Annotated in this window: 25 protein-coding genes and 1 tRNA gene; 4 read left to right on the top strand and 22 right to left on the bottom strand. The window is 73.7% G+C overall.

All coding sequences use genetic code 11. The annotated features are described in order from the left end of the window. Nucleotides 1-375 (top strand): transposase (locus tag JL106_RS20260; protein ID WP_205262588.1); only part of this gene is annotated, 375 nt, incomplete at its 5' end. Between the two features lie 198 nt (nucleotides 376-573). Next, on the top strand, nucleotides 574-1,155 hold the full coding sequence (locus JL106_RS20255) for a hypothetical protein (RefSeq protein ID WP_205262587.1): 582 nt from the start codon (nucleotides 574-576) through the stop codon (nucleotides 1,153-1,155). A 248-nt stretch (nucleotides 1,156-1,403) separates the two neighbouring features. Here JL106_RS20255 and JL106_RS20250 read toward each other — a convergent pair. From JL106_RS20250 to JL106_RS20240, 3 genes are all read right to left on the bottom strand, one after another. Beyond that, nucleotides 1,404-1,477: transfer RNA gene (locus tag JL106_RS20250), tRNA-Pro, on the bottom strand. Between the two features lie 66 nt (nucleotides 1,478-1,543). Continuing rightward, complete coding sequence (locus tag JL106_RS20245) at nucleotides 1,544-1,855, bottom strand: hypothetical protein (protein WP_205262586.1); 312 nt, start codon at nucleotides 1,853-1,855, stop codon at nucleotides 1,544-1,546. A 43-nt stretch (nucleotides 1,856-1,898) separates the two neighbouring features. Further along, complete coding sequence (locus tag JL106_RS20240) at nucleotides 1,899-2,246, bottom strand: hypothetical protein (protein ID WP_205262585.1); 348 nt, start codon at nucleotides 2,244-2,246, stop codon at nucleotides 1,899-1,901. Nucleotides 2,247-2,387: 141 nt separating this feature from the next. On the opposite strand from JL106_RS20240, the gene JL106_RS20235 reads away from it, so the two are divergent. Further along, nucleotides 2,388-2,594, top strand: a complete 207-nt coding sequence (locus tag JL106_RS20235) for a hypothetical protein (protein ID WP_205262584.1) — start codon at nucleotides 2,388-2,390, stop codon at nucleotides 2,592-2,594. Nucleotides 2,595-2,646: 52 nt separating this feature from the next. Here the strand turns inward: JL106_RS20235 and der are convergent, their stop codons facing one another. The 17 genes from der to JL106_RS20150 form a co-directional block, all read right to left on the bottom strand. After that, on the bottom strand, nucleotides 2,647-4,143 hold the full coding sequence (gene der, locus JL106_RS20230) for a ribosome biogenesis GTPase Der (RefSeq protein WP_205262583.1): 1,497 nt from the start codon (nucleotides 4,141-4,143) through the stop codon (nucleotides 2,647-2,649). A gap of 100 nt (nucleotides 4,144-4,243) precedes the next feature. Continuing rightward, on the bottom strand, nucleotides 4,244-4,978 hold the full coding sequence (locus JL106_RS20225) for a lysophospholipid acyltransferase family protein (RefSeq protein ID WP_328842613.1): 735 nt from the start codon (nucleotides 4,976-4,978) through the stop codon (nucleotides 4,244-4,246). After that, nucleotides 4,975-5,670, bottom strand: coding sequence for a (d)CMP kinase (gene cmk / locus JL106_RS20220; protein WP_407940221.1), 696 nt, complete (start codon nucleotides 5,668-5,670; stop codon nucleotides 4,975-4,977). The genes JL106_RS20225 and cmk overlap by 4 nt, the downstream gene beginning before the upstream one ends. 65 nt (nucleotides 5,671-5,735) lie before the next feature. Beyond that, nucleotides 5,736-6,542, bottom strand: a complete 807-nt coding sequence (locus JL106_RS20215) for a pseudouridine synthase (RefSeq protein WP_205262581.1) — start codon at nucleotides 6,540-6,542, stop codon at nucleotides 5,736-5,738. Beyond that, nucleotides 6,535-7,251, bottom strand: coding sequence for an SMC-Scp complex subunit ScpB (scpB, locus tag JL106_RS20210; RefSeq protein ID WP_328842612.1), 717 nt, complete (start codon nucleotides 7,249-7,251; stop codon nucleotides 6,535-6,537). The genes JL106_RS20215 and scpB overlap by 8 nt, the downstream gene beginning before the upstream one ends. A 7-nt stretch (nucleotides 7,252-7,258) precedes the next feature. Continuing rightward, nucleotides 7,259-8,245, bottom strand: coding sequence for a segregation and condensation protein A (locus JL106_RS20205; protein ID WP_205262580.1), 987 nt, complete (start codon nucleotides 8,243-8,245; stop codon nucleotides 7,259-7,261). Nucleotides 8,246-8,249: 4 nt separating this feature from the next. Next, nucleotides 8,250-9,260 (bottom strand): ParA family protein, encoded by a 1,011-nt coding sequence (locus tag JL106_RS20200; RefSeq protein WP_205262579.1) that lies wholly within the window; start codon nucleotides 9,258-9,260, stop codon nucleotides 8,250-8,252. 344 nt (nucleotides 9,261-9,604) lie between these two features. Continuing rightward, nucleotides 9,605-9,904 carry a DUF1540 domain-containing protein gene (locus JL106_RS20195; protein ID WP_205262578.1) on the bottom strand — a complete coding sequence of 100 codons (300 nt, stop codon included), beginning with the start codon at nucleotides 9,902-9,904 and terminating at the stop codon, nucleotides 9,605-9,607. Nucleotides 9,905-10,208: 304 nt separating this feature from the next. After that, a complete protein-coding gene (locus tag JL106_RS20190; protein ID WP_407940220.1) occupies nucleotides 10,209-11,273 on the bottom strand; it encodes a site-specific tyrosine recombinase XerD in 1,065 nt (354 codons plus the stop codon). 53 nt (nucleotides 11,274-11,326) lie between these two features. Continuing rightward, nucleotides 11,327-12,070, bottom strand: a complete 744-nt coding sequence (locus tag JL106_RS20185) for an NUDIX domain-containing protein (RefSeq protein ID WP_205262577.1) — start codon at nucleotides 12,068-12,070, stop codon at nucleotides 11,327-11,329. After that, nucleotides 12,067-13,842 (bottom strand): CTP synthase, encoded by a 1,776-nt coding sequence (locus JL106_RS20180; RefSeq protein ID WP_407940219.1) that lies wholly within the window; start codon nucleotides 13,840-13,842, stop codon nucleotides 12,067-12,069. Before JL106_RS20180 ends, JL106_RS20185 begins: the two co-directional genes overlap by 4 nt. A 302-nt stretch (nucleotides 13,843-14,144) precedes the next feature. Further along, nucleotides 14,145-15,077, bottom strand: a complete 933-nt coding sequence (locus tag JL106_RS20175; protein WP_205262575.1) for a copper transporter — start codon at nucleotides 15,075-15,077, stop codon at nucleotides 14,145-14,147. 5 nt (nucleotides 15,078-15,082) lie between these two features. Then, a complete protein-coding gene (gene steA / locus JL106_RS20170) occupies nucleotides 15,083-16,249 on the bottom strand; it encodes a putative cytokinetic ring protein SteA (RefSeq protein WP_205262574.1) in 1,167 nt (388 codons plus the stop codon). A gap of 256 nt (nucleotides 16,250-16,505) precedes the next feature. Next, complete coding sequence (gene recN, locus JL106_RS20165) at nucleotides 16,506-18,449, bottom strand: DNA repair protein RecN (protein WP_205262573.1); 1,944 nt, start codon at nucleotides 18,447-18,449, stop codon at nucleotides 16,506-16,508. A gap of 74 nt (nucleotides 18,450-18,523) precedes the next feature. Beyond that, nucleotides 18,524-19,405, bottom strand: coding sequence for an NAD kinase (locus tag JL106_RS20160; protein WP_205262572.1), 882 nt, complete (start codon nucleotides 19,403-19,405; stop codon nucleotides 18,524-18,526). Further along, a complete protein-coding gene (locus JL106_RS20155; RefSeq protein ID WP_205262571.1) occupies nucleotides 19,402-20,226 on the bottom strand; it encodes a TlyA family RNA methyltransferase in 825 nt (274 codons plus the stop codon). Before JL106_RS20155 ends, JL106_RS20160 begins: the two co-directional genes overlap by 4 nt. A gap of 1 nt (nucleotide 20,227) precedes the next feature. After that, on the bottom strand, nucleotides 20,228-20,518 hold the full coding sequence (locus JL106_RS20150; protein ID WP_205262570.1) for a hypothetical protein: 291 nt from the start codon (nucleotides 20,516-20,518) through the stop codon (nucleotides 20,228-20,230). Nucleotides 20,519-20,623: 105 nt separating this feature from the next. On the opposite strand from JL106_RS20150, the gene JL106_RS20145 reads away from it, so the two are divergent. Further along, nucleotides 20,624-21,784 carry an HAD-IIA family hydrolase gene (locus tag JL106_RS20145; protein WP_328842609.1) on the top strand — a complete coding sequence of 387 codons (1,161 nt, stop codon included), beginning with the start codon at nucleotides 20,624-20,626 and terminating at the stop codon, nucleotides 21,782-21,784. 23 nt (nucleotides 21,785-21,807) lie between these two features. On the opposite strand, the gene JL106_RS20140 is transcribed toward JL106_RS20145, so the two are convergent. Together JL106_RS20140 and JL106_RS20135 are read right to left on the bottom strand one after the other, a co-directional pair. After that, nucleotides 21,808-21,948: a hypothetical protein gene (locus JL106_RS20140; RefSeq protein ID WP_205262569.1), complete on the bottom strand. Its 141-nt coding sequence runs from the start codon at nucleotides 21,946-21,948 to the stop codon at nucleotides 21,808-21,810. Between the two features lie 722 nt (nucleotides 21,949-22,670). Further along, the gene (locus JL106_RS20135; protein WP_205262568.1) at nucleotides 22,671-23,837 is read right to left on the bottom strand and encodes a hypothetical protein; all 1,167 of its coding nucleotides are present in this window, start codon (nucleotides 23,835-23,837) and stop codon (nucleotides 22,671-22,673) included. Nucleotides 23,838-26,002: the final 2,165 nt, after the last annotated feature.

Here is a 26,002-nt window from a genome sequence, read left to right as displayed (position 1 = left end):
GCGCTGCTGGCCACCGTGCTGGGCGAGCTTCGCGTCCCGCGGCTCGGCCGGGGGCGGGCGCGCACCCGACCCGACGCGGTGATCGCCGACCGGGCATACTCGGCCGGCACCTACCGCCGTGCGTTGCACGCCCGCGGCATCAAGGTGGTGATCCCCGAGAAGTCCGACGAGATCACCGCCCGCCGACGCCGCGGGGCACGCGGCGGCCGCCCCCGAACCCTGGACAGCACCGCCTACCGAGGCCGCAACGTCATCGAGCGCCACTTCGCGCTGACCAAACAGTGGCGCGGCCTGGCCACCCGCTACGACAAACTCGCCGTCACCTACCGCGCCGCCGTCATCCTCGCCGCCTGCATCACCTGGTCACGCATATAGAGACACGCCCTAGCCGAGTTCGACACCATCGCCCGCATGACCGGCGGAAACCCGCAAGTTCACGAATCCTGACCGGCACCGCGGGGCCCATGTGCGCAGTCGGGCTCAGGCTCACCTCGCGGCATGAGGAAACCTGAGCCTGAGCCCGTCCCGGTCTCCATCCCGCTCGTAGTGCTCGACGTGCACGAGGACGGCACCGTGACCGTCACCGTCGATGGGAGACGGCTGGACCCCGGCCCTTTCGCGCCGCCGTGGCGACGATCCGCGTTCGGGCAGATCATCGACCGAGCCACGGACGACCGGACGACACCGGCCAGGGTCGAGGTCCGCGAAGCGGACGGCACGACCTTCACCGACATCATCGCCGCCCGTCGCCGGCGTTCCCGCCCCGAGCCCGAACCGGAGGTGCCGGCCGGGCCGGTGTTCCACGCCGTCGACGGCGAGGGGTTCGTTCCCGGCGAGGACGTGGCGGTCGCCGTGGTCACCGGGCATACCGACGCCGCCACACCGGCACCGCGCGCGCCCTCATCGGCCCGGCCGGGGTCGGCGTCGACCGGGCCGGCGGGGTCATCGAGGTCATCCTGTTCGGCCGTGTCTCCGGCACCACGATCATCCGGCGGCTGCCGTGAACGAGCAGGGCCGGCAGACCGGCTCGTTCGGGGACGAGCTGACCAACGCCGCGATGATCGGGCTGGTCGTCCTGTTCGGCGTCACGCTGATCTTGCGCGCCGCTGGATCGATGGCCGCGTTCCTGACCGGCACGCCCCAGCCGGCCGGTGATCCCGCCTCCGGGGTCGGAGTGCTGTTCCGCCCCCCTGTGATGCGCTCCGATCCCTTGGGGAGTGCTCCCGGACGCGTTCTGGTCCCCTCTTGGTCCCTTATCCACAGGAACCGGGTTCGAGGCGGTCCGTTCGTCCACAGGCGACCACCGGCGAGAGCGCCGGGGGGACCAGAGGGCGGACCACAGAGAACGACCCCGGACATGAAGAAGCCCAGGCGAGAAACCTACTCTCACCTGGGCCTTTACGTCGGGCTGACAGGATTTGAACCTGCGACCCCCTGACCCCCAGTCAGGTGCGCTACCAAGCTGCGCCACAGCCCGAACACCCGGCTGACCGGGCCCGAACAGCCTACCGCAGCCGGAGCCCGGGTCCGGCCAGGATCGGGATCATCCGTCGGTCGGTTCGCCGAACTCGGGGGTGAGCGGATCGGCGCCGGACTCCGGCTCCGCGGGGGCGACCGGCAGCACCGAGTCGTCCTCGACCGCTCCCACCACGGCCGGGCTGTCCTGGGCCGCGGGTTCTCCCGCGCCCGCGGCCCGGTCGACGGACACCTTGGCCCGCAACCGGTCGGCGAGCGCCTGCTCTTCCCGCGTCAACGGCATCGGCGCCAGATGGTCCCCCGGCGCACCGGCTTCGCGCGCGGTGTCCATCGCGGTCGCCAGCGGTGCGGCGGGTTGCAGGTCGTCAGGTCGGCTCATGCCGGCGATCGTGCTCCGCCCCGCCTGGATCGATCACCGCGGTTCAGTCCGGGACCGCCTCCCGGAACACCGGGGTCATCGGGTCGTCGGTCTCCGGGCCGGGTTGCGGGTCTGGCGCCAGCGCGGGCAGCACGGTGTCACCGTCGGCCGCCGCCGCCATGGCCGGCTGGTCCTCCAGGGCCGGCGGGACGCCGTTCCCCGGCGGCGTCACCTCGGCCCGCAACCGCAGCGCCAGCGCCACTTCCTCGGCCGTCAACGGCACCAGTGCCAGGTGCTGCCCCGGCGACCCCTCCTCGCTGCCGGTCGACATGCCCGCGTCCATCACCATGCCCGCGTCCATCACCGACGCGCCCGCGGTCCCGTCCTCGATCGGTACGAACGAATGACTCATCGCCTGCCACCACATCCCCCCGTGCCCACCTGTCTGACCCCGAAGTATCGAGCACGGCTCGTCATGATCGAAACCTGCAAGCGCAGAACAAGATCCAGTGTCGTCACCCGTGGTGACCAGGTCGTTCCGTACGCTGGGGGAATGTCGCTCATGAAGAAACTCGGCGGAATCGGCGGATTGATCGCCCTGGCCAACAGCCCGGCCGGCAAGAAGGCGATCGCCAAGGCCCAGCAGCTGGCGGCCGACCCGAAGAACCGGGCGAAGGTCGAGCAGCTGCTGAAGAAGGTGACCGGCAAGGGAACGCCACCGACGGGAGGCCCGACCAGCGGCGCCGCGCCGCGTCCCTGAAGGCGGTCGAGACCCCGGACACTGCGCCAGCAGTGCCCGGGTTCCTCGCGCGTCAGCGCTTGCGCTTCTCCCGCACCCGCACGTTGACCCGCACCGGGGAGCCGGGGAACCCGAAGTCCTCGCGCAGCCGGCGCTCGATGAACCGCCGGTAGCCGGCCTCCAGGAAGCCGGTGGTGAACAGCACGAACGTCGGCGGCCGGTTCGCCGCCTGCGTCGCGAACAACACCCGCGGTTGCCGGCCACCCCGAACCGGTGGCGGGGTGGCCGCGATGAGTTCACCCAACCAGGTGTTCAACCGGCCGGTGGGGATCCGCTTGTCCCACGACTCCAGCGCGGTGCGCAGCGCCGGGGCCAGCCGGTGCACGCCACGGCCGGTCTCGGCCGAGATGTTCAGGCGCTGGGCCCACGGCACGCGGACCAGTCCGCGCTCCAGCTCCCGCTCGAGTTCGTAGCGCCGGTCGGCGTCGACCAGGTCCGCCTTGTTGAGCGCGATGACCAGCGCCCGACCCGACTCGATGACCATGGTCATCACCCGCTGGTCCTGCTCGGTCAGCGGCAGCGCCGAGTCCAGCAGCACGATGGCGACCTCGGCCGCCTCCAGCGCCGTCTGGGTCCGCAGCGAGGCGTAGAACTCCATACCCTTGGCCTGCTTGACCCGACGCCGCAACCCGGCGGTGTCGACGAACCGCCAGACCTCGCCGTCCAGCTCCACCAGCGAGTCGACGGGATCCACCGTGGTACCGGCGGTGTCGTGCACGACCGACCGGTGCTGCCCGCTGAGCTTGTTCAGCAGCGAGGACTTGCCGACGTTGGGCCGGCCCAGCAGGGCGACCCGGCGGGGACCGCCGCCGCCGGCCCCGACGAACTCCGACGGGCTGGTCGGCAGCGCCTCCAGCACCGCGTCGAGCAGGTCACCCGAGCCACGGCCGTGCAGACCGGACACCGGCCACGGCTCCCCCAGGCCCAGCGACCACAGCGACGCGACGTCGCCCATCACCCGCTCGTCGTCGACCTTGTTGGCCGCCAGCAGCACCGGCCGCTCCGACCGCCGCAGCACCCGCGCCATCTGCTCGTCGGTGGTGGTCGCGCCGACGGAGGCGTCCACCACCATGAGCACCGCGTCCGAGCTGGTCATGGCCCGCTCGGCCTGGGTGGCCACCTCGGCCTGCAGCCCCACCGCGTCCGGTTCCCATCCGCCGGTGTCCACCACGGTGAACCGGCGGCCGGACCACAGCGCGTCGTAGGAGATGCGGTCCCGGGTGACGCCGGGGATGTCCTGGACGACGGCCTCCCGCCGGCCGATGAGCCGGTTCACCAGCGTCGACTTGCCGACGTTGGGCCGGCCCACCACGGCCAAGGTCGGCACTGGCCCCGCTGCGGACCCGGCCGCGGCGTCGGGATCGACCTGGTCCTCCCAGCCGGTGAACTCCGACTCGTCGCTCCACGTCCCGACGGTGGCGTCGTCCAACTGGTCGAACCCGACCTCACTGAAGTCGGAACCGGGATCGGACCCGGACCCGGCGCCCCGGTCGTCGTACTCGCCCACCATCACTGTGCTCCCTGCGTGCTGCTCGGCCGTCGTGGACGGTCACGGTCGTCCGGACCACTGCGGTCGACGCCCGGAGGTGCAACGCCACCGCGGGTCCCGATCATCCGCGCCGCCCGGTCAGGTCCCGGTCCAGATCGGCCACCAGGGCGGCCAACTGCCGCTGGATCGCGTCGGTCGTGGTGGCCACGGCCGACCGACCGGCTCCGGCGGTCACCGGGAACGGCCGACCGACCAGCATGTCCACCCGGGGCCGGAACCGGCGGGACGCACCGTCGGGGCGGGCGGCACCGCGGACGGCGATCGGCAGCACGGTGGCGCCGGCCCGGGTGGCCAGCCAGCCGGCTCCGTTGAACACCGAGTCCACCACCCCGGCGCCGCGGGTGCCCTCGGGGAACACCCCGATCGCCCCGCCCGCTTTGAGCTGCGCCAGCGCCGCCAGCAGCACGGTGCGGTCGGGTCGGTCCCGGTCGATCGCGTACTGGCCGGCCTCCCGCAGCACCCAGCCCAGGATGCCCTGCACCGCTTCGGCTTTCACCAGGAACGAGGTGCGGCGCGGCAGCTGGCCGTAGAGCAGCGGCCCGTCCATGAACGCGGTGTGGTTGGCCACCACCACCAGCGGGCCGGTGGCCGGCACCCGCTCCACCCCACGGATCCGGACGCGGTAACAGGACGCCCCGAGCAGCACCCCGATACGACGCCCGAGGTCGAACCGACGCGCATCGGTGTGGGTCGGCACCGCATCGGCCGGGCTCTCCAGGGCCAGCAACCGCGACGACGGCCGGCGGGACGGACCGGCGCCGTCGACCGCGCTGCCCCCGGCCGCGGCCGGGGTCACCGGATGCCCCGCTCCGCGGCGAGACCCAGCACGCGGCGGACGGTCTCGGCCGGCTCCAGGTCGGAGGAATCGACCAGGACCGCATCGGCGGCGGCCTGCAGCGGAGCGACCGCCCGGGAGGAGTCCGAGGTGTCCCGGCGATCCAGGTCCGAGGCGACCGCGGCCAGCCGGGCCGCCCGGTCCGGGTTCGCGCCGGTGACCCCCGTGGAGACGACGGCCAGCTGCTCGTCCTGCCGCAGCCGCCGGCGGGCCCGTTCGTGCGCGTCGGCGGTCAGGTAGATCTTCAGCGCCGCGTCGGGTGCGACGACCGTCCCGATGTCCCGACCCTCGACCACCATCCGGCCCGAGTGGGCCAGGCGCTGCTGCACTGCCAGCAGGTGCGCGCGCACCGCCGGGTTGGCCGACACCGGCGTCACCGCCGTGGTCACCGCCTGGCCGCGCAGCTCGGTCGAGACGTCGTCGCCGTGGAACAGGTGCCGCTGGCGCTCCGGGTCGACCGGAGGATCCAGCGTCAGCCCGGTGACGACCGCGGCCACGGCCGCGGCGTCGTCCGGATCGATCCCGGCGCGCAGCACGGCCAGCGTCGCCGTCCGGTAGATCGCCCCGGTGTCCAGGTATCCCGCGTGCAGGGCCGCCGCGACCCGGCGGGCGACCGTCGACTTGCCGGTGCCCGAGGGCCCGTCGATGGCGATGACGAAGTCGCCGACGGCCCCGGCGCCGCTGGCGGAACCGCCTGCGGCACCGCCGGTATCGGGACTCACAGGTCGACCGCCTTGTACAGCGCGGCGATCTCGACCGGGTTCAGCTTGCGCAGCGTCCCAGGCCGCTGGTGGCCCAGCTGCACGTCGCCGATCTTGGTGCGCACCAGCCGCGACACCGGGTGGTCGACCGCGGCGAGCAGCCGGCGCACGATGTGCTTGCGGCCCTCGTGCAGCACCACCTCGACGACGGCGCGCTGCGCGTGCACGTCGACGATCTCGAACGAGTCGACCCGCGCCGGGCCGTCCTCCAGTTCGACCCCGGCGCGTAGCCGCCGGCCCAGATCCCGTGGCACCGGCCCGGGGATCTCGGCCATGTAGGTCTTGCTGACGCCGTAGGACGGGTGGGTCAGCCGGTGGGCCAGGTCGCCGTCGTTGGTCAGCAGCAGCAGGCCCTCGGAGTCCCGGTCCAGCCGGCCCACGTGGAACAGCCGCTCGCTGCGGTCCTCGACGAGCTGGCCGATGTGCGGGCGGCCCTGGTCGTCGGACATGGTCGACAACACGCCCGGCATCTTGTTCAGGGCCAGGTACACCTGGTCCTCGTTCAGCACCACGCGGTTGCCGTCGACGTGCACCACGGCGCTGTCCGGGTCGATGCGGCGGCCCATCTCGGTGACGACCAGGCCGTCCACCCGGACCCGGCCGTCGCGGATCAACTCCTCTGCCTTGCGGCGGGAGGCGATGCCGGCCGAGGCCAGCACCTTCTGCAGCCGGACGCCCTGCTCGTCGTCGGGTTCCGCGCCGTGGGCGCCGGCACGGCGGGCGGGCCGTCCGGAGGAGCGGTGTCGGTCGGGAGTCTCAGGCATCGGTCATCGCATCGATCTCGGGGAGCAGCGGCCCCAGTGAGGGCAGCTCCTCCAGACTGGACAGGCCCAGCCGTTCCAGGAACAGCTGGGTGGTACGGAACTGCACGGCGCCGGTCTCGGCGTCGTGGCCGGCCTCCTCGATGAGGCCGCGGGCGGCGAGGGTGCGGATCACCCCGTCAGCGTTGACGCCCCGGACCGCCGCGATCCGTGCGCGGCTCACCGGCTGCCGGTACGCGACCACGGCCAGCGTCTCCTGCGCGGCCCGGGACAGCCGGGACTGCGAGCCGTCCAGGACGAACCGCTCCACCACCGGCGCGTACCGGTCGCGGGTGAACAGCCGCCAGCCCGTCGGGTTGCCACCGGACGCCGGCACCTCGCGCAACTCGATGCCGGACCGGGCCACCGTGTACCGGTCGGACAGCGTGTACAGCTCCTGCCGGACCCGGGCGGCAGGATGTCCGACGGCATCGGCCAGCGCCTGCTCGTCGACCGGTGAGTCGACGATCAGCAGCACGGCCTCCAGCGCACCGGGCAGATCCGCCTCGGCCACCTCGGTCCGGTCGGACGTCGCAGGCCCGGACGGATCGGTCGCGGGCTCGTCGGGGTCCGGAGCGTCGACCGCGTCGAGGGGGCCGGTCGCATCGAGCGGGTCGGGCTGCGCCGGGGGGACGGCGGGGACGGCCCCGTCGTCGATCTGCACCTCGCTCACCGCGCGCTCACCCGTACTCGTCGAACTCGGTCTCGTCGATCCCCGGGACGCCAGTGGTCGCAGCGGCCGTGGCCGCGCCGCTCGGGCCGGTCCCGGGCTCGTCGCCCACCGGCCGGTCGGGGGATCCGGCGCTGGTTGCGCCTCCGGTCCAGTGAACCATCAATCGGCCCATGGGTTCGCCCTGGTCGAAGCCGACCAGGGCCTCCCGGTACAGGTGCAGCAGCCCCAGGAAGCGGGCCACCACCTCCAGCACCTCGTCGCAGCCGGCCACCAGCTCGCCGAACTCGGCGTGGCCGCGCTCGGTGAGGATGGCCCGGACCGCCGCGGTGTGCTCGGCCACCGACACCGGCGACGAGTGGATGTGGTCCAGGTTGACCGTGGGCGGCGGCTTCGGCGTGAACACCCGGGTGGCCAGGGCGGCGAAGCCCTCCGGGTCCTGCCCGATGGACACCTCGGGCAGCAGCCCGAGGTAGCGCTGTTCGAGGGTCACCGCACGCGGGTAGCGGCGCAGCGCGGTCGCCTCGAGCTCGGTGAACAGCACCGCGACCTGCTGGTAGGCCCGGTAGGCCAGCAGCCGCGCGAACAGCAGGTCCTTGGCCTCGAGCAGCTCGCCGCCGTCGTCCTCCTGTCCTTCGGGCTGCGGCAGCAACCGCGCCGCCTTGAGGTCGAGCAGGGTGGCCGCGACGACCAGGAACTCGGTGACCTGGTCGAGGTCGGCGGCGCCCCAGGCACCGTCCAGCGGCCGCAGGTGGGCGATGAAGTCGTCGGTGACCTGGTGCAGCGCCACCTCGGTGACGTCCAGCCGGCGTTGACTGATCAACTGCAGCAGCAGGTCGAACGGCCCGGTGAAGTTGTCCAGGCTGACGGTGAACGGGCGCCGACCGGAGGACGGGACCTCGGCCCCGGTCGGCCCGGACGGTCCTGCGAGCTCGGCGTCGGTCCCGGGCGGGTCACCGGCGGCGGTGGTCAGGGCATCGGCGGTGGCCGCCGTCATGCCCTCACCGGGCGATCACTTCCCGGGCCAGGGTCCGGTACGCCTCGGCCGCCGGGGAACTGGGCGCGTAGGTGGTGATCGGCTCGCCGGCCACCGTGGTCTCCGGGAACTTGACCGTACGGGAGATCATCACGTCGTAGACCTGCTCGCCGAACCGCTGGATGAGCATGCCGACCACGTCCTTGGCGTGCACCGTGCGGCCGTCGTACATGGTGACCAGGACCCCGTCGATGACCAGGTCCGGGTTGATCCGGTCCTGCACCTTGCCGATGGTGTCGACCAGCAGGGCGACGCCGCGGAGCGAGAAGAACTCGGCCGCCAGCGGCATGATCACGCCCTGCGCGCAGGCCAGCGCGTTGACGGTGAGCAGGCCCAGCGACGGCTGGCAGTCGATGAGCACGTAGTCGTAGGCGTGCAGCACCGGGCGCAGCGCCCGGCCCAGCGTGTTCTCCCGGCCGACCTCGTTGATCAGCTGGACCTCGGCCGCGGACAGGTCGATGTTGGCCGGGATCAGGTCGAGGTTCTCCACCGAGGTGGGCATGAGCACGTCGGTGATGGCCGTGTTCCTGTTGAGCATGAGGTCGTAGACCGTGTGCTCGAGCTCGTGCGACGCGACCCCCAGGCCCGCGGACAGCGCGCCCTGAGGGTCGAGATCGACCAGCAGCACCCGACGGCCGTACTCGGCCAGCGCGGCACCCAGGTTGATCACCGAGGTGGTCTTGCCGACGCCGCCCTTCTGGTTGCAGACCGCGACGACCCGGGCGGGCCCGTGACTGGTCAGCGGCGCGGGCTGCGGGTCGCGGCCGTTGCGCAGCCGGATCGCCGGGGACGAGGAGAGTGAGATGCCGCCCGCCGGTCGCTCGGGCTCGGGCACCACGAACAGCTCGTCGGCCGACTGGGTCGGCCCGTCCGATGACACCCCCGGGGCGACGTCAGGCACGGGGGCCGGGTACTCGGGTCGGGGGGCCGGCGCTCCGGCTGCTGCACGCCATGCCGCGCTGTCCGGCTCGCTCATCCGTCCCTCTCGCCCCACTCCTGCGCCGGGTCGGTGCGCGCGGCGGACTCCGCGGCCGCATTCACCTGGCGGCCGCCCCACCGACGCCGACCACGACTCCCGTCGTTGTCCGGGCCAGCCTAGGGACTGCGGCAGGCCCGACCAAGCCGACCCGCGGGTGCGGGGCCGTCCCGGGCCGCGGCCGGCCGGCGCCGCGCCGACCGGCGGGCGTCGCGACGGGCGGGCCGAGCCGTCCCTGCAGACGCCGACGACCGGTCACCCGGGGTGGAGGTGACCGGTCGTGTGCGGCGGGGACCAGCTGGACGGACCGTGATCGGATCGTCGGGCCCGGCTCGTGGAAGCGGTCAGCGGGCCTGGTAGGTGAGGCAGTCGGCGGTGTCCGCGCCGGCCCCGACGCGCACCGAGGACGCCGTGCACTCCAGCGACTCGTTGTGCACGCAGTCGGCGCGCTGACAGGCCCCGACCTGGGACACGACCCGGCCCAGACCGCCCTTGGCGGTCAGCGGGATGAACGTGGTGCAGGCGGCATCCGTGCCGGTGCCACCCACGGTGATGGCGAACGCCTTGCAGGCCGAGTGGTCGTTGTACGAGCACCCGGTGACGGTGCACTCGGAGACCTTCGGCATCTCGACGGCGGCGGTCATGTCTACCTCCAGGAGGACGGTTCGGCGACTGCTGTCGGCGATGGGTGGACTGGACTGACTTCGTGAGCGAGCGGGCGGTCGTGAAATGCTCGATCACCCGCCGGACATCGACGACGGTAGCCCGTCGCGGGACCTCCCGCCAGCAAGGCAACACTGCCTTACCGCAGGTCAGGGCCCTTCTCGATGATCATGAGAGGGAAGGCTGGCCTACCTCCCACGCGGTCACCGCGGACGACCTGGGAGTTCACCGCAACGATCGGGAAGGAGAGGCTGACCTGCCTGACACCGACTTCACGGCGCGCGGTCAGCGTGCCCGTGGATGGGCGGTGGCGTAGACCTCACGCAGCGCCTGCACGGTCACCATCGTGTAGATCTGCGTGGTCGTCACCGAGGCGTGCCCGAGCAGCTCCTGCACGGTCCGGACGTCGGCACCGCCCTCGAGCAGGTGGGTGGCGAACGAGTGCCGCAGCGTGTGCGGGGACACCGGTGCCTGCCCGTCCGCACCGGCCAGGCCGGCCCGCTCGGCCGCGGTGCGCAGCACCTGCCACGCGCTCTGCCGGGACAGCCGGCCGCCGCTGGAGTTCAGGAACAGCGCGCCGCCGCTCCCGGCCGGGCGGCTGCGCCCGGTCCGCGGCCGACCGGACCCGCCTGGCCCGGCCGCGGCGGCCAACGCCGGACGGCCCCGCACCAGGTAGGCCTGCAGCGCGTCCCGGGCGTAGGAGCCGACCGGCACCAGCCGCTCCTTGCCGCCCTTGCCGAGCACCCGGACCACCCCGACCGGGCCGCCCCCGGCATCCGGAGCACCGCCGGCCGAGGGATCGGTGGCGTCGACGAGCTCGGCGACCACATCGGCCACGTCATCGAGGTCCAGCCCGACGATCTCGCTGATCCGTCCGCCGGTCGCGTACAGCAGTTCCAGCAGCGCCCGGTCCCGCAGGCCCCGGGGGTGATCGGTCGGGACGGCGTCGAGCAGACGCGCGACCGCGTCCACCGAGAGGGCCTTCGGCAACCGGCGGCCGGGGGTCGGGGGCCGGACCTCGCGGGCGGCGTCGACCTCGACGGCACCCTCGGCGAGCAGGAAGCGGTGCCAGCCGCGCACCGCCACCACCGCCCGCGCGGCGGAGGACGCGGCCAGGACGGGGGCACCGTCGGCGCCGGTGCGCAGTGTGGTCAGGTACTCACCGACCTGCGCGCGGGTCACCTGCGCCGGCGCGGACACCCCGGTGCCGGCCAGGTACCGCAGGTAGCGCTGCAGGTCCCGGCGGTAGGACAGCAGGGTGTTGCGGGCGACCCCGCGTTCGACGGCCAGGTGGTCGAGATAGGTGCGCAGCGCCACCGTCAGCGCGGGATCCGGTTCTGGCGCGGCGATCTCGGCCGCCGTCGGATCCACCCGGACGGCGTCCCGGAGGTCCGCGGACCCGGTCACCCGGTCCCGGCCGGCGCCACCGTCCAGACGACGGCGCCGGTCAGCGCCGGGGCGTCCGGGACGCCCGGCTCCTCGACCGGGTCACCGGCGTGGATGAGGTCGATCGGCTCGTCGGTGGCCGGGCGGAGCCGGGCTCCGCTGAGCAGGGCGGCGTGGGCGGCCAGGATGCCGGCCACGGCCATGACGTTGACGATCCGTCCGTCCAGCGCGGCGGCGACCGCCTCGGCCAGCGGGATGCGGACGACCGTGATCTCGGCCTCCTCATCGCCCGTGGCCTCCGGCCGCCCCGCCTCGTGCAGGTCCCGGGCCAGGAAGATGCGCACCACCTCGCTGGTGAACCCGGGTGACGAGGCCCCGTCGACCAGCACGGACCACGATCCGGCGGCCAGCCCGGTCTCCTCGGTGAGCTCCCGCCGGGCGGTGACCAGCGGTGACTCCCCGTCGACGTCCATCAACCCCGCGGGCAGCTCCCAGAGCCGGCGGCGCATCGGGTGCCGGTACTGCTCGATGAGGACCACGGAACTGGCGGCGACCAACCCGGCCGGGTCGAGGCCGGACTCTCCCGGCACCGGCCCGTCCAGCGCCAGCACGGCCACCGCCGGGTCGTGCTCGACGACCTCGCGCTGACCGGTGTGCCCGCCGGGCAGTTCGACGTCGTCGATCCGGACCGCGCAGACCCGGCCGCCGAAGACGCGCCGGGACGCGGTGACGCGGTAGCCGGCCCGACCCGGCTCGCTCACCGGGCGGCCGCGGAGACCGCGTCGGTCGCGGCCGGGTGCGCGTCCGCGGCGCGGTCGGTCCGGTCGTGCCCGTCGGCGGTGTCGCGGATGGGCAGCCGCTCGGACTCCAGGTAATCCAGCGACGCCCGGACGAACGACGAGAACAGCGGGTGCGGCCGGGTCGGCCGGGACATGAACTCGGGATGCGCCTGGGTGGCCACGAAGTACGGGTGCACCTCGGCCGGCAGCTCGACGAACTCGACCAGGTGGCCGTCCGGCGACAGGCCGGACAGCCGCAGGCCGGCCGCCTCCAGCTGCGGCCGGTAGGCGTTGTTCACCTCGTAGCGGTGCCGGTGCCGCTCGGTCACCGTGGTGGCGCCGTAGATCCCGGCGACCACGGAGCCCTCGGTCAGCTTGGCCGGGTAGGTGCCCAGCCGCATGGTGCCGCCCATGTCCCGCTGCCCGGCGATGACGTCGTGTTGGTCGGCCATGGTCGAGATGACCGGGTCGGCCGCGTTCGCGTCGAACTCGGTCGAGTTGGCCCCGCCCAGCCCGGCCAGGTTGCGGGCCGCCTCGATGACCACGCACTGCAGACCGAGACACAGTCCCAGCAGGGGGATCCCGTGGGTGCGGGCGTACTTGATGGCACCGAGCTTGCCCTCGATGCCCCGGACCCCGAAGCCGCCGGGGATGAGGACGCCCTGCACCTCGCCGAGCGCGGCAGCGGCCCCGGCCGGGGTCTGGCACTCGTCGGACGGCACCCAGGCGATGTCCACCTTGGCCCGGTTGGCGAACCCGCCGGCGCGCAGCGCCTCGGTCACCGACAGGTAGGCATCGGGCAGGTCGACGTACTTGCCGACCAGCGCGATCCGCACCGTCTCGGCCGGGTGGTGCACCCGGTCGAGCAGGTCGCCCCAGACGGTCCAGTCCACGTCGTGGAAGGACAGACCGAGCCGGCGCACCACATAGGCGTCCAGTCCCTCGGAGTGCAGCACCTTGGGGATGTCGTAGATCGACGGCGCGTCGGGGGTGGAGATGACGGCCTCGTTGTCGACGTCGCACATCAGCGAGATCTTGCGCTTGAGGCCCTCGGGGATGTCCCGGTCGCTGCGGCAGACCAGCGCGTCCGGCTGGATGCCGATGTTGCGGAGCGCGGCCACCGAGTGCTGGGTCGGCTTGGTCTTCAGTTCACCGGACGGCGCCAGGTAGGGCACCAGCGACACGTGCAGGAAGAACACGTGCTCGCGGCCGAGGTCGTGGCGGACCTGCCGGGCCGCCTCCAGGAACGGCAACGACTCGATGTCGCCGACGGTGCCGCCGATCTCGGTGATGACCACGTCCGGCACCTGATCGCCGGCTCCGTCCGTGTCGCCGACGGCCGGCTCGGCCATGGCCCGGATGCGTTCCTTGATCTCGTTCGTCACGTGCGGGATGACTTGCACGGTGTCACCGAGGTACTCGCCGCGCCGCTCCCGGGCGATGACCCGGCTGTAGACCTTGCCGGTGGTGATGTTCGCGTCCGCGGTGAGGTTGCGGTCCAGGAACCGCTCGTAGTGCCCGATGTCCAGGTCGGTCTCGGCCCCGTCCTCGGTGACGAACACCTCGCCGTGCTGGAACGGGTTCATGGTGCCCGGGTCCACGTTGATGTACGGGTCCAGCTTCTGCATGGTGACCCGCAGGCCGCGGGCGGTCAGCAGCTGCCCGAGGCTCGACGCGGTCAGCCCCTTGCCTAGCGAGGACGCCACCCCGCCGGTCACGAAGATGTGCTTGGTGGTACGCGTCAACGGCGGCAAGGCCACACTCCCGTGTCGAGATCGATCGCGTCCGGCCGTGCCGGACGCTCCACGGGATTTCAGCCTACCTCCCGCGGCGCCCGCTCCGGCGGATGGCGACCGGCGCGGACCGCGCCGATCACTGCGGCAGTAACAGCGTCACCGGCCGCACCCGGAGAGTAGCCGGATCGCCGGCGGGATCGGGCGGTGCCGCGCGTCCGGCTCCGGGAACGCCGACGGGCCGCGACCCCGGTGTCCCCCGGTATCGCAGCCCGTCCCCCGAGCGCTGCTGCAGATCAGGTGGTGCCTTCAGCTGGTGCCGATCAGTTGGGCACGGCGAGGGTGGGCACCTGGGCCTGCGCGTTGTCGCCGATGCCGTACCGCCCGGACCCGCCGCCGAACTGCTCGACCAGACCCAGCACGGTGGCCAGCCGGCCGGTGTCGGTGTCGACGTTGTCGACGGTGGTGACGGTGGCCGTGGCTGCAGTATCCGAGCGGACCACGCCGACCGACCCGGTCGGCGTCTGCGATCCGGTGCGGCCGGCCAGCACGACGCCGGACGAGCCGGGTTCCATGGCCGCCGCCAGGTCGGCGATGACCGCGGCCCGGTCGGCCTCGGACCCGCCGGTCGCGGCCGCGCCGGTCAGCACCACGACACCACGCCCGGCGGCCGGCGTTCCGGTCGGGGTGACGAAGCCGGCGCTGGTCAGCGCGGCCAGCGTGGCGGTGGCGGCCTCCGGGCTCGCGGCGGTGCTGCCGTCCTCGCGGGCGACCAGCAGCGCACCCAGCAGCGCGCCCACCGTGGTGCCGGCGTCCGGGCTCTCCGGCAGTGTCACGCCGGCCGGCAACGAGGAGGTGACCAGGCTGCGCAGTTCGGCGGCGCGGTTCGGGTCGGCCAGGTCGGTGGTGAGCTGCAGCTGGCCGGTCACCGTCGCGCCGGCCCGGGTGAGCAGCGAGGTCACCGCGTCCCGGTCGGCCGGATCGGCGTCGGCCGTGGTCAGCAGGACCACCGTGGCGTCGGGCAGCGTGCCGCGCACGGCCAGCGGACCGATGGCGCCGGCGAACTGCTGGTCGTCGGCGACCCGCTCGGTGAGCTGGGCGTTCGTTTCGGCCAGGTCGCTGACCTGACTGGACAACGACGTGTTGTCGCCCTGCAGGCCGGAGAGCAACGGCGAATTGATCTTGGTGGCGCCGAGCACGACGCCCAGCGCCAGCGCCAGGAAGATCGCCGCCACCGAGACGATGTGGTACCGCATCGAGATCACGAGAACAGCCCCCGCACCCAGTCGACCAGGTCGTTCCACCACTGCACGATCAGACCCCAGTAGGCCCCCGACACGTCCGAGACCAGCAGGGCCACCACGATGGCCGCCGCCGCCGCGAGCACCGGCAGCAGTACCACCCACCAGGAGATGCGCGGCCGGTACACGGTGGCCAGCGCCGGCGCGTCGACCAGCTTGTTGGCCACCCGCATGCGGACCAGGAAGTTCGAGGCGCCGCGGCCCCGGTCGAGCAGGTCGGTCAGCGTCGCGCGCAGCCCCACCGTGACGATGAGGGCGGCTTCGTGGGCGTCGACCAGCAGCAGGGCCAGGTCCTCGGCGGTGCCGCTCGCCGGAAAGGTGACGGCGCCGACCCCGAGGTCCTGCAGTCGCTCCAGACCCGGCGCGTGGCCGTCGATGTGGGCCGGCAGCACGACCTCGGCCCCGCACCGCAGCGTGTCGGCGTCGATGTGCTCGGGGTTGCCGATGATCAGGTCCGGCGTGTAGCCGGCGGTGCGCAGGGCGTCGGCCCCGGCGTCCAGGCCGACCAGCACCGGCTTGTCCTCGGCGATGTACTTCTTCAGCGACTTCAGCTGGGCCCGGGTGTCGGCCGACGCGGCGACCACGACGACCGGCCGGCCGCGCATCCGCACGCCGACGGCGGGGATGCCGATGCCGTCCAGCAGCAGGCCGCGTTCGCGCTTCATGAACTCGATCGCGTTGGCCGCGAACGCCTCGAGCTGCGCGCCCATGCCGGTGCGCGCCTCGATCATCAGGTCGGCGACCGACTCGGGCGTCTGCGCGATGCCCTCGGCGACGACGTCCTCGCCGGAGTACACCGTGCCCTCGTGGACCCGGAGGCGGGCGCCCTCCTTGATGCGGCCGAACACGCCGCCGCCGACCTCGTCGACGAGGAGCACACCGGCGGCGAGCAGGATCTCGGGGCCCGCGTTGGGGTAGCGACCGGAGATGGACGGCGCGGCGTTCACCACGGCCACGACGCCGGCGCGGACGAGCGCCTCGGCGGTCGGTCGGTCGATGTCCTGGTGGTCGATGACGACGATGTCGCGGGGCCCGACCCGGCCGAGCAGCGTCGGGGTGCGCCGGGACACCCGGGCGACGCCGGTGACGCCGGGGAGGGCACGCGATTGGCGCGACAACAGCTTCATGCCGGGCATCGTGGCAGCCCGACCGGCCGCCGCCGTGGAGGCGTGCCGCGAGTCTCCACCTTCACTCGAGCGTGAGACTTCCGCCGGGCGCGGTCACGGTCCGCGTCAGGCGACGTCGACCCGCGCAACGACGGGTCCGACCCCGGTGCAACGGGTCCGTCCCCGGACGTTCGGGGGCGAACCCACCTCGTGGGGGTCAGGGCTCACCGCCGGGCGTTGCCGCGGCAACGTGCTCCGGTCGTCTCGCACGAGCGGGTCACCGCGTCGCGGCGGTCTTGCGACGCCGGGGCGCGCCGTTCGCTCGGGTCTTCTCCTTCGACCCCGCCGTCCCCGTCGCCCCGGTACTCCGGCGCGACCGCTCGGCCCGGTCGGCGCGGGTCGCGGCGACCAGCTCGGCCGCGTGGGCCAGGGCGCTGCCGGAATCCGTGCCACCGAGCATCCGGGCCAGCTCGAGCTCCCGGGCGGTGCCGGTCATGTCGCCGCCGTCCGTCCCCGCGCCGTCGGTCTCGGCCAGCAGGTCGGCGCCGGCCATGATCACCGAGGACCGGCCGACCAGACCGGACGCGGCCGCGTCGACCACGTAGTGCCGATCGGCGAAGGCGGCCACCTGGGCCAGGTGGGTCACCACGATGACCTGGTGGGTCCGGGCGAGCTCGGCCAACCGCCGGCCGATCTCGGTCGCCGCCCGCCCACCGACGCCGGCGTCGACCTCGTCGAAGACCAGGGTGTGCACCGGGTCGACGTCGGCCAGCGCGACCTCCAGCGCCAGCATGACCCGGGACAGCTCACCGCCGGACGCGCCGCGGTTGATGGGCAGCGCCGGGGCGCCGGGATGGGCGGTCATCACGATCTCGACGGTGTCGATGCCGTCGGCGGTGGCGGTGACCCACTGGCCCTCCACCTGCAGCGCGGGCGAGCCGCTCCCGTCGGACTCCCCGTCCCGACCGGCGTCGTGAGGGCCGCCGGCAACGGTGTCCGAGGCGCCGGCGCGGCGGGTCATCCGGACCTCGACGGCCGCCCGACCCATGGCCAGGTGGGTCAGCTCCTCGGTGACCGCGGTGCCCAGCCGTCCGGCGGCCTCGGTGCGCCGGGCCGAGAGCAGCAGCGCCTGGGCAGCGACCCGCTCCGCGGCCTCGCGCACCCGGCCCCGGAGGGCCTCGATCGCTTCGTCCGAGGAGTCGAGCCCGGTCAGCTCGGCCGCCGCGTCCCGGGCCCAGGCCAGCACGCCGTCGACGTCCTCGGCGTACCGGCGGGTGAGCGTCTTCAGTTCGGCCTGCCGGGCCAGCAGCTGCTCGAGGCGTTCCGGATCGGCGTCCAGGTCGGTGAGGTAGGCGGCGAGTTCGGCGCCGGCGTCGCCCAGCACGGCGAGGACGCCGTGCAGTTGCTCGGCCACGGCCGCCAACCGGACGTCCCCGGTGGCCGCGGCCGATCGGCGCGCGGACTCGACCAACGCGACCGCGGTCGGCGTATCGGTCAGCGTGTCGGCGCCGACCACCGCGGTTGCGGCGGTCTGGGCCGCCTCGCGGAGCGTGTCGGCGTTCTGCAGCCGGCGGACCTCGTCGACCAGGTCGCGGTCCTCCCCCGGCTGCGGCGCCACCGCCTCGATCTCCTGCAGACCCATGCGCAGTACCTGCTCGCGCTGGGCACGTTCCCGGGCGTTGGCGCGGCGGTCCCGCAGTTCGGCGGCGGCGGCCAACCACTCGGTGCGCACCCGCCGGTAGGTCTCCAGCTCGGTGTCCAGCCCGGCGTACCGGTCCAGCACCACCCGCTGCTGGGCCGGCCGCAGCAGGCCGATCGCCTCGGACTGGCCGTGCACGGCGAGCAGACCGGTGGCCAGCTCGGCCAGGGTCGCGGCCGGCGCGGCGCGGCCACCGACGTGGGCGCGGGACCGGCCGTCGGCCGTGACGGTGCGAACCGCGATGACCGAGCCGTCGTCGTCCAAGCGCCCGCCGGCCGCCTCGACCAGGCCGATGGCGGCGTCGGTGGGGCCCACCTCGAACCGGGCCTCCACCACCGCCCGGTCCGCGCCGGCCCGGACGCGGGCGGCGTCCGCGCGGGCCCCGCCGATCAGGCCGAGGGCGGTGACCACCATCGTCTTGCCGGCACCGGTCTCCCCGGTGACAGCGGTGAACCCGGGATGCAGGTCGAGGACGGCCTCCTCGATCACCCCGAGCCCACTGATCCGCAGCTCCGACAACACGTCGGCCACGCTACCGGGCCCCCGGACAGGGCTCCGGGACGCGCGCTGACGAGCCGGCGGAGCCGATCGCCGGGTCAGTGCCGCTGCTGCCGCCAGCCGTGCACCGGCAGCGCGAACTTGCGGACCAGGCGGTCGGTGAAGACCTGGTCGCCGAGCCGGACCATCCGCACCGGCTGGTGGCCCTTGCGGACGAACACCCGGGCGCCCGGCGGGATGTCGAACCCGCGGCGGCCGTCGCAGGTCACCACTGCGGTCGGCCCGTCGGGGTCGATGTGCACGCTGACCGTGGCCGCCGGGCCGACGACCAGGGAGCGGGCGAACAGGGCGTGCGCGTTGAGCGGAGTCACCAGCAGCGCGTCCACCCCGGGCCAGACCACCGGGCCCCCGGCCGAGAACGCGTACGCCGTCGAACCGGTCGGGGTCGCGCACAGCACGCCGTCGCAGCCGTAGGCCGAGACGCCGTGCCCGTCGACCTCGACGACGACGTCGAGGATCCGCTCACGACTGCTCTTCTCGACGCTGATCTCGTTCCAGGCCCAGCCGGTGCCGACGATCCGGCCCTCGTGCTCGACCTCGAGGTCGACGGTCATCCGCTCGGTGATGCGGTACTGCCGGTCGACGATCGCGGTGACGGCATCGTCGACGTGGGCCAGGTCGACCTCGGCCAGGAACCCGACCCGGCCCAGGTTGATACCGAGCACCGGGACGTCCAGCAGCCGGGCCTGCTCGGCCGCGCGCAGGATGGTGCCGTCACCGCCCATGGCCAGCACCAGCTCGATCGGGTGGTCCGGGTCGGGCGGGCCGTCGAAGCACTCGAGCCCCAGCCCGTCGCCCTCACCGGGCAGCGCCTTGAGCGCGATGCCGGCCGCAGCCAGCTTCTCGCGGGCCAGCGCGGCCGTGTCGTAGACGTCGGCCCGCCCGGTGTGCGCGACCAGCAGCACGGTCCGCTCGGTCATGAGGGTCCTTCCCGGACGGCGCGCTCGACGAGCTCGCGGTCACGGTCGTGGTCGGCTTCGGGCCGGGCATCCTGATCAGCGGGGCCACGCAGGTGGACGAAGAACTCGACGTTGCCGCTGGGCCCGGGCAGCGGCGAGGCGACCACCCCGGCCAGTCCCCATCCCAGTGAACCAGCCGCCGCGACGACCTCGAGCACCGCGTCGGCGCGCAGGGCCGGATCGCGCACCACGCCACCGGCCCCGAGCCGTTCGCGACCGACCTCGAACTGCGGCTTGACCATGGGCACGAGGTCGGCGCCGGGGGCGGCGCAGGCGACGAGCGCGGGCAGCACCAGCTTCAGCGAGATGAAGGACAGGTCGGCGACGACCAGCTCCACCGGCCCGCCGATGTCCTGCGGGGTGAGGCTCCGCACGTTGGTGCGGTCGTGCACCCGCACCCGGTCGTCGTTCTGCAGGCGCCAGACGAGCTGGCCGTAGCCGACGTCCACGGCGACGACCTCCGTCGCGCCGCGACGCAGCAGCACGTCGGTGAAGCCGCCGGTGGAGGCGCCGGCGTCCAGGCAGCGGCGGCCCTCGACGGCGACGTCGACGAAGGCATCCAGCGCGCCGACCAGCTTGTGGGCGCCCCGGGAGGCCCACTGCTCGTCCGCGGCGTCCGCGGTGACCAGCAGCGCCGCCCCCGGGTCGACCGCGGTGGCCGGTTTCGACGCGACGGCACCGCTCACCTTCACCCGTCCGGCCTGAATCAGCTCGGCCGCCTGCTCCCGGGACCGGGCCAACCCCCGCCGCACCAGTTCGGCGTCCAGTCGGCTGCGGCGCACGTCAGCGCCCTCGGGGCGGGCCGGGACGGAAGCCTCCCGGACGCCCGGGCTGCGGGCCGGCCGCCGGCCGGCCGGACCGGTCGTCGCCCACCGCGGGATCGGATCCCGGGTCCGCGTCGGCCAGCGCGGAGGTCAGCTGCTCGTGCAGACGCCGGTAGACCGCGGGGTGCCCGTGCAGGTCGACATCGTCGAGGGCCGCGATCTCGGCCGGGATGCCGGCCAGCTCGCGGAGCACCACGGACTCCCCCGGCTCCGGGGATCCGGGAACGGTCGGCTCGGGCTGCTCGGTCATCGGCTGCACCCTACTGGGCCGGGTCCGACCGCCCGCCGGATCATCGTGCCCGGCGGGAGCGAGGCGCCGACCGGAGGATCCGTCGCGGTACGGGAGACTCGTCGGGTGACCGACGCGCCCGCCCCCTCGTCCGCTGCCGACCCCGATGCCGGTCCCGGTGCCGGCTCCGACGCCGGCTCCGACGGTCGCGGGTCGCTGGCCGAGCAGTACGACGCCCTGCTGCTGGACCTGGACGGCACCGTCTACCTGGGCGGTCAGCCGGTCCGGTACGCGGTCGAGTCGATCGAGCAGGCCCGGGCGCTGGGTGCGCACCCGGTCTACGTCACCAACAACGCCTCCCGACCGCCGGCCGAGGTGGCGGCCTCGCTGACCGGGATGGAGCTCACGGCCACCGACCACGACGTGCTGACCTCGCCGGAGGCAGCCACCGCCATGCTGGCCGGGTCGCATCCGGCGGGCTCTCCGGTGCTGGTGGTCGGCGCGCCGTGGCTGGCCGAGTGCGTCGAGCAGGCCGGGCTGCGGCCGGTGCGGACGTTCGCCGACGACCCGGTGGCGGTCGTGCAGGGCCACTCGCCGGAGACCGGGTGGCCGCAGTTGGCCGAGGCGTGCCTGGCGCTGCGGGCCGGCGCGGACTGGGTGGCCTGCAACGTGGACAGCACCCTGCCGACCGATCGCGGGCTGCTGCCCGGCAACGGGGCCATGGTGGCGGCGCTGGTGGCCGCGACCACACTGCGCCCGCGGGTGGCGGGCAAGCCGGGCCGGGCCCTGCTGGACACGGCGGTCGAGCGGCTCGGCGCGACACGACCGCTGGTGGTCGGCGACCGGCTGGACACGGACATCGAGGCGGGCGCCACGGCCGGGCTGCCGTCGCTGCTGGTACTGACCGGTGTGTCGACCGCGGTGGAACTGCTGACCGCGCCCGAGCACCAGCACCCGACGTGGCTGGCGTTCGACCTGCGCGGGATGCTCGATCCGCGGCGGGCGGTGTCGCTGGCCGGCCCGGCGCCCGAGGTGGCGGGGTGGCACCTGACGGCCGACGGGTCGGAGGTGACCGTGACCCGGGCCGGGCAGGCGTCCACCGATGACCCGACCGAAGACCCGACCAGCGGCGGGCCGGACGCCGACGATGCCGATCAGGTGGCCGCCGATCTGGCGCTGCTGGCCGCGGTGGTGGTCACGGCCTGGCGGACCGGGGCGACCGAGGTCCGGGCCGGTGACGGCGCGGCCGAGACGGCGCTGCGGCGCACGAGGCTGCTGGCCGGCTGAGGGCCTGGTGCCGCCCCGCGCGATCAGTGCAGCGTCGGCACGGACCGCAGGAGCTGCGAACGACCGTCGAAGGTGCGGGACTCGACCAGCTCCAGGTCGCGGTCGGGCCAGCCGGCGGAGATGGCGTTGGCCCCGGTCCGCCCGGTGACGACCGGGAACACCACGAGCTGGGAAAGCTCGACCAGGCCGGCCTCCAGCAGCGCCGGTCCAGCGAGATGCTGCCCAGTGTCCGCAGCGGTGCGGTGCGCTCGTGCTGCATGCGGCGCAGCGCGGTCACCGCGTCCTCGGCCACGATCTCGGTGTTGGCCAAGCTCAACGGCGATTCCAAGGTGCGGGAGAAGGCCAGTGTGGGGACCTCGGCCATCCAGGCCCCGGTCGCGTCGTCCAGCTCCTGCTCGACGATCTGCGACATCTCCCGGTCGGTCGTCGCACCCATCAGGATGACGTGGTCCTCGGCCAGCTGGTCGGTCATCCACGCCAGGTACTCCAGGCCCTCCTTGCCCCACAGGCCAGCCCAGGCATCGGGGGCGGCGAGACCGTCCAGCCTGCTGATCAGGTCGATGGTCGACGTGCTCATGGCCGCCTCCCCGAGCGGCGGAGCGACTGCTCAGGTCACCGAGGTCGACGCCGGCGAGGCGCCGAGCTCATCGCGGGAACGCAGCCGACGATGCTCGGCGGCCGGCCGAGCGGCGGCCGCAGCGGTGAGGTCGGACCCTGCGCCATCGCCCTCGACCCCGGTCGACGACGTCCGACCCCGGTCGACCGGGGTCGGAGCCCGTCCCGGAGGGTCGGAGCCCTCATCGAAGGGTTGGATGCAGGCTGGAGGGCGGTCGGCGGGCGACCCGGCGGACCTGATGGTGGCGGTCCGACGGGTCGTCCGGCCGGCTCAGCGGGGCAGATCACCGTCCGAGAACAGCGGGGCGGTGCCGGACGGCGCCGACGAGTCGTCGCGGCGCGGCTGGGGCTCGTCGACGTGCGAGAACGGCAGCCCGATCGCTCCCGTCGCCGGTCCGTGATCGCCGGACGGCACCGGTTCGGCGGCGTCCGCCGGCTCGGGCGCTCCGGCCGGGCCGACCGCCTCCACATCCACCTCCACATCCACCTCCGCCTCCACCTCCGCCTCCACCGGGGCGTCGACCGGCGCGGCGGCGTCGGTCGGCTCCTCGATCGGGGTGGGCTCGTCGGCTCCGGCATCGCCGTCGACGGGGGTGCCGTCGACGGGTGTGCCGTCGTCGTCGGCCGTGGCGTCAGCGGCAGCGACCGCTCCATCGGCAGCGTCAGCGGCATCGGTAGCGGCATCGGCATCACCGTCGGCATCGGCACGGCCGGCTCGGCGGTCGGCCAGGGCGGTGAGGCGCTCGCCGGCGTCGGTCTCCTCCTCGTCGTCGGCGTCAGCCACGGCCAGGAAGGCGGCGAGGGCCTCCTCGTCCCGTCCCATCCGCTCGAGCAGGTCGGCGTAGGCGTAGGTCAGTCGCGGCTGGCGGACGGGCCGCCCCGGCACCGGGGCGGCGCCGGCCGCAGCCAGATGGGCGAGCGCCGCATCGAGCTGACCGAGGTCGGCGCGCGCCGCCGCGACCACGATGCGGAGCTCGAGCGCGTTCTCCTCGTCCAGTTGCTCGGCCTCAGGCGACCGGGAGAGCTCCAGCGCACGCTCCGGGTTCCCCAGGGCACGCTCGCAGTCCGCCATCACCGCGACGTGCCCGGGGCCGCCGCCCATCCGACGTGCTGCCCGCAACTCCTGGATGGCCTCGGCCCACTCCCCCGCGCGATACGCGACCAGGCCGACGGTCTCCCGGACGACGGCGATGCGACCACCCCGGGACCGCGCCGCGCGGGCGTGCCGCCAGGCCACGTCGGGATCGTCCTGCGCGTCCAGCACCGCCGCGAGGAGGTGCAGCCCGACGAACTCGGCGTTCGCCGCGCTCAGACCGCGCAGATCACGGCGGGTCTGCGGCTCGAGGTCGGACAACGAGATGTCGTCCGGCACATCGGGCCACCGCTCGCCCACGTCCTCGACACGGACCCGGGACCCCTGTTCCAGCCGCCGGGCCATGCGCTCCTGGCGACGCTGCTCGGCCAGGTCCCCGCTTGCCGGCCGGTCGGCGAACGCACCGCGCTCCGGACGCCGGAAGGGGGCCGGGCGGTCATCCCGCTCGTCGCTCGAGCCCTGATCACTTTGATCCGAGGGGTCGGTCCGGTCGCCGGTCGCCACCGAACTCGGATCGTCGGTCGGTCGCCCGAACAGCGAGCCACTGAGGTCGCCACCGAGCCGGGCCGCCTCCGCGGACGTCGTCTCCGGAGCGGCGTCCTCGAAGCGCCGCTCGGCCCGCTGGTCTTCGCCGCGCTGCCGGTCCGGCCCCGTACCGGGCCGGTCGCTGCGGTCGAACGCACGAGGACGATCGTCCCGGAAGGAACGGTCCCGGTCGGTGCGGGCGGACGAGCGGGCCGGACGGTCACGGTCGTTGCGGTCGAACGACCGAGCGGGGCGATCGCCGTCGCTCCGTGGCCGATCACGATCGAAGGACCGAGCCGGGCGGTCGCTGCGGTCGAACGACCGGGCCGGGCGATCACGGTCGGTGCGGTCGAACGACCGAGCGGGACGGTCACGGTCGTTCCGGTCGAACGAGCGGGCCGGACGATCACGGTCGTTCCGGTCGAACGACCGAGCCGGGCGATCGCCGTCGGTCCGCGGCCGATCACGATCGAAGGACCGAGCCGGACGGTCACGGTCAGTGCGGTCGAACGAGCGGGCCGGACGATCAGGGTCGTTCCGGTCGAAGGACCGGGCCGGGCGATCGCCGTCGGTCCGCGGCCGATCACGATCGAAGGACCGAGCCGGACGGTCACGGTCAGTGCGGTCGAACGACCGAGCGGGACGATCGCCGTCGGCCCGAGGCCGATCACGATCGTTGCGGTCGTAGGAGCGGGCCGGACGATCCCGATCACCACGGTCGAAGGATCGAGCCGGACGATCGCGGTCGTTGCGGTCGAACGAGCGAGCGGAACGATCACCGTCGGTCCGCGGCCGATCACGGTCGAAAGACCGAGCCGGACGGTCACGGTCGTTGCGGTCGAACGAGCGGGCCGGGCGGTCACCCTGGGTCCGCGGCCGATCGCCGTCGCTGCGGTCGAACGAGCGCGCCGGGCGGTCACGGTCGAAGGACCGGCTCGGACGGTCACGGTCACTGCGGTCGAACGACCCACCCTGGCGATCGCGAGCATCACCGGCGGGACGTCGGAGTCCCGCGCTGCGCCGCTCCGGTCGATCGTCGGATCGCGCGTCCCGGCGCTGTGCATCACGGTCACCGCGCTGCTGGGACCAGGAGCCGGTCCGACCCTGATCGCCGTCACGACGATCGAAGGAGCGAGCGCCGCCACGCTCGGAACGACCACGATCGTCCCGGCCGCCACCGGCAGAGCGATCGGAGCGCGCTCCGCCGTGCCCGGCGAAGCCCCGACGGGGCCGGTCACCACCCATGGTGCGGTCGGCCGACCAGGAACCGGTCCTCGGGCCGCCGGTCCCGAGATCGTCGGAACGGTCCCGCTGCGGTGAACGGTCGTCCCGGTTCCATCGTTGCGACCGGTCGCCACCCTCGGACCGTTCGCGTCGCGGTCCGGTGCCCGGACGGTCGCCGGACCGACCGCTGGAGAACTGCTGCCCGCCGCGGCGGTCGTCGCCGCGGAATCGGGAGTGCCCGCCGCCGGCGGAGCCCTGTCGCCGATCGCCGCCCCCTCCGGAGCCGCCGCGTCGCGGCGACTGTCCGCCGGACGACTGCTGGTGATCGGTCATGTGGGAACCCCCGGGACGCTGTGGAATTGACACGCTTCGGAATGAACGAGGTCGCCGGCCGGCGACGAACAACCATGGTCATGGCACTTGCCGCTCGACTGCAGGGTGAGCGCCGGACCGTCGACCTTCGACCGTACTCCGGTGCCGGCGGCACTGAGTCCCGGCCAAGCCAGGGTCACGACCCAGCCCCGCCTTCACCGGTCATCCTTCGTCACGTGACGGAAGGCCCAGGTGATCGATCGGGTTCGGACGATCGCCGATGTCGGCATCACAGCGGACGCGAGTCGAGAAAAAGAAGTGAAAATGCAAGAGCAGGGAGGACCCGGTATGGGGTCGCTCCCTGCTCTTGTGAATGATTGTCCGGCGGTGTCCTACTCTCCCACACCCTGGCGAGTGCAGTACCATCGGCGCTGTAGGGCTTAGCTTCC

It is taken from the genome of Nakamurella leprariae, assembly GCF_016918035.1.
In the GTDB taxonomy this organism is placed as follows: Bacteria; Actinomycetota; Actinomycetes; order Mycobacteriales; family Nakamurellaceae; genus Nakamurella; species Nakamurella leprariae.
The sequence above is the reverse complement of the archived record's forward strand: the minus strand, read 5'-3'. Positions and strand labels throughout refer to the sequence as shown.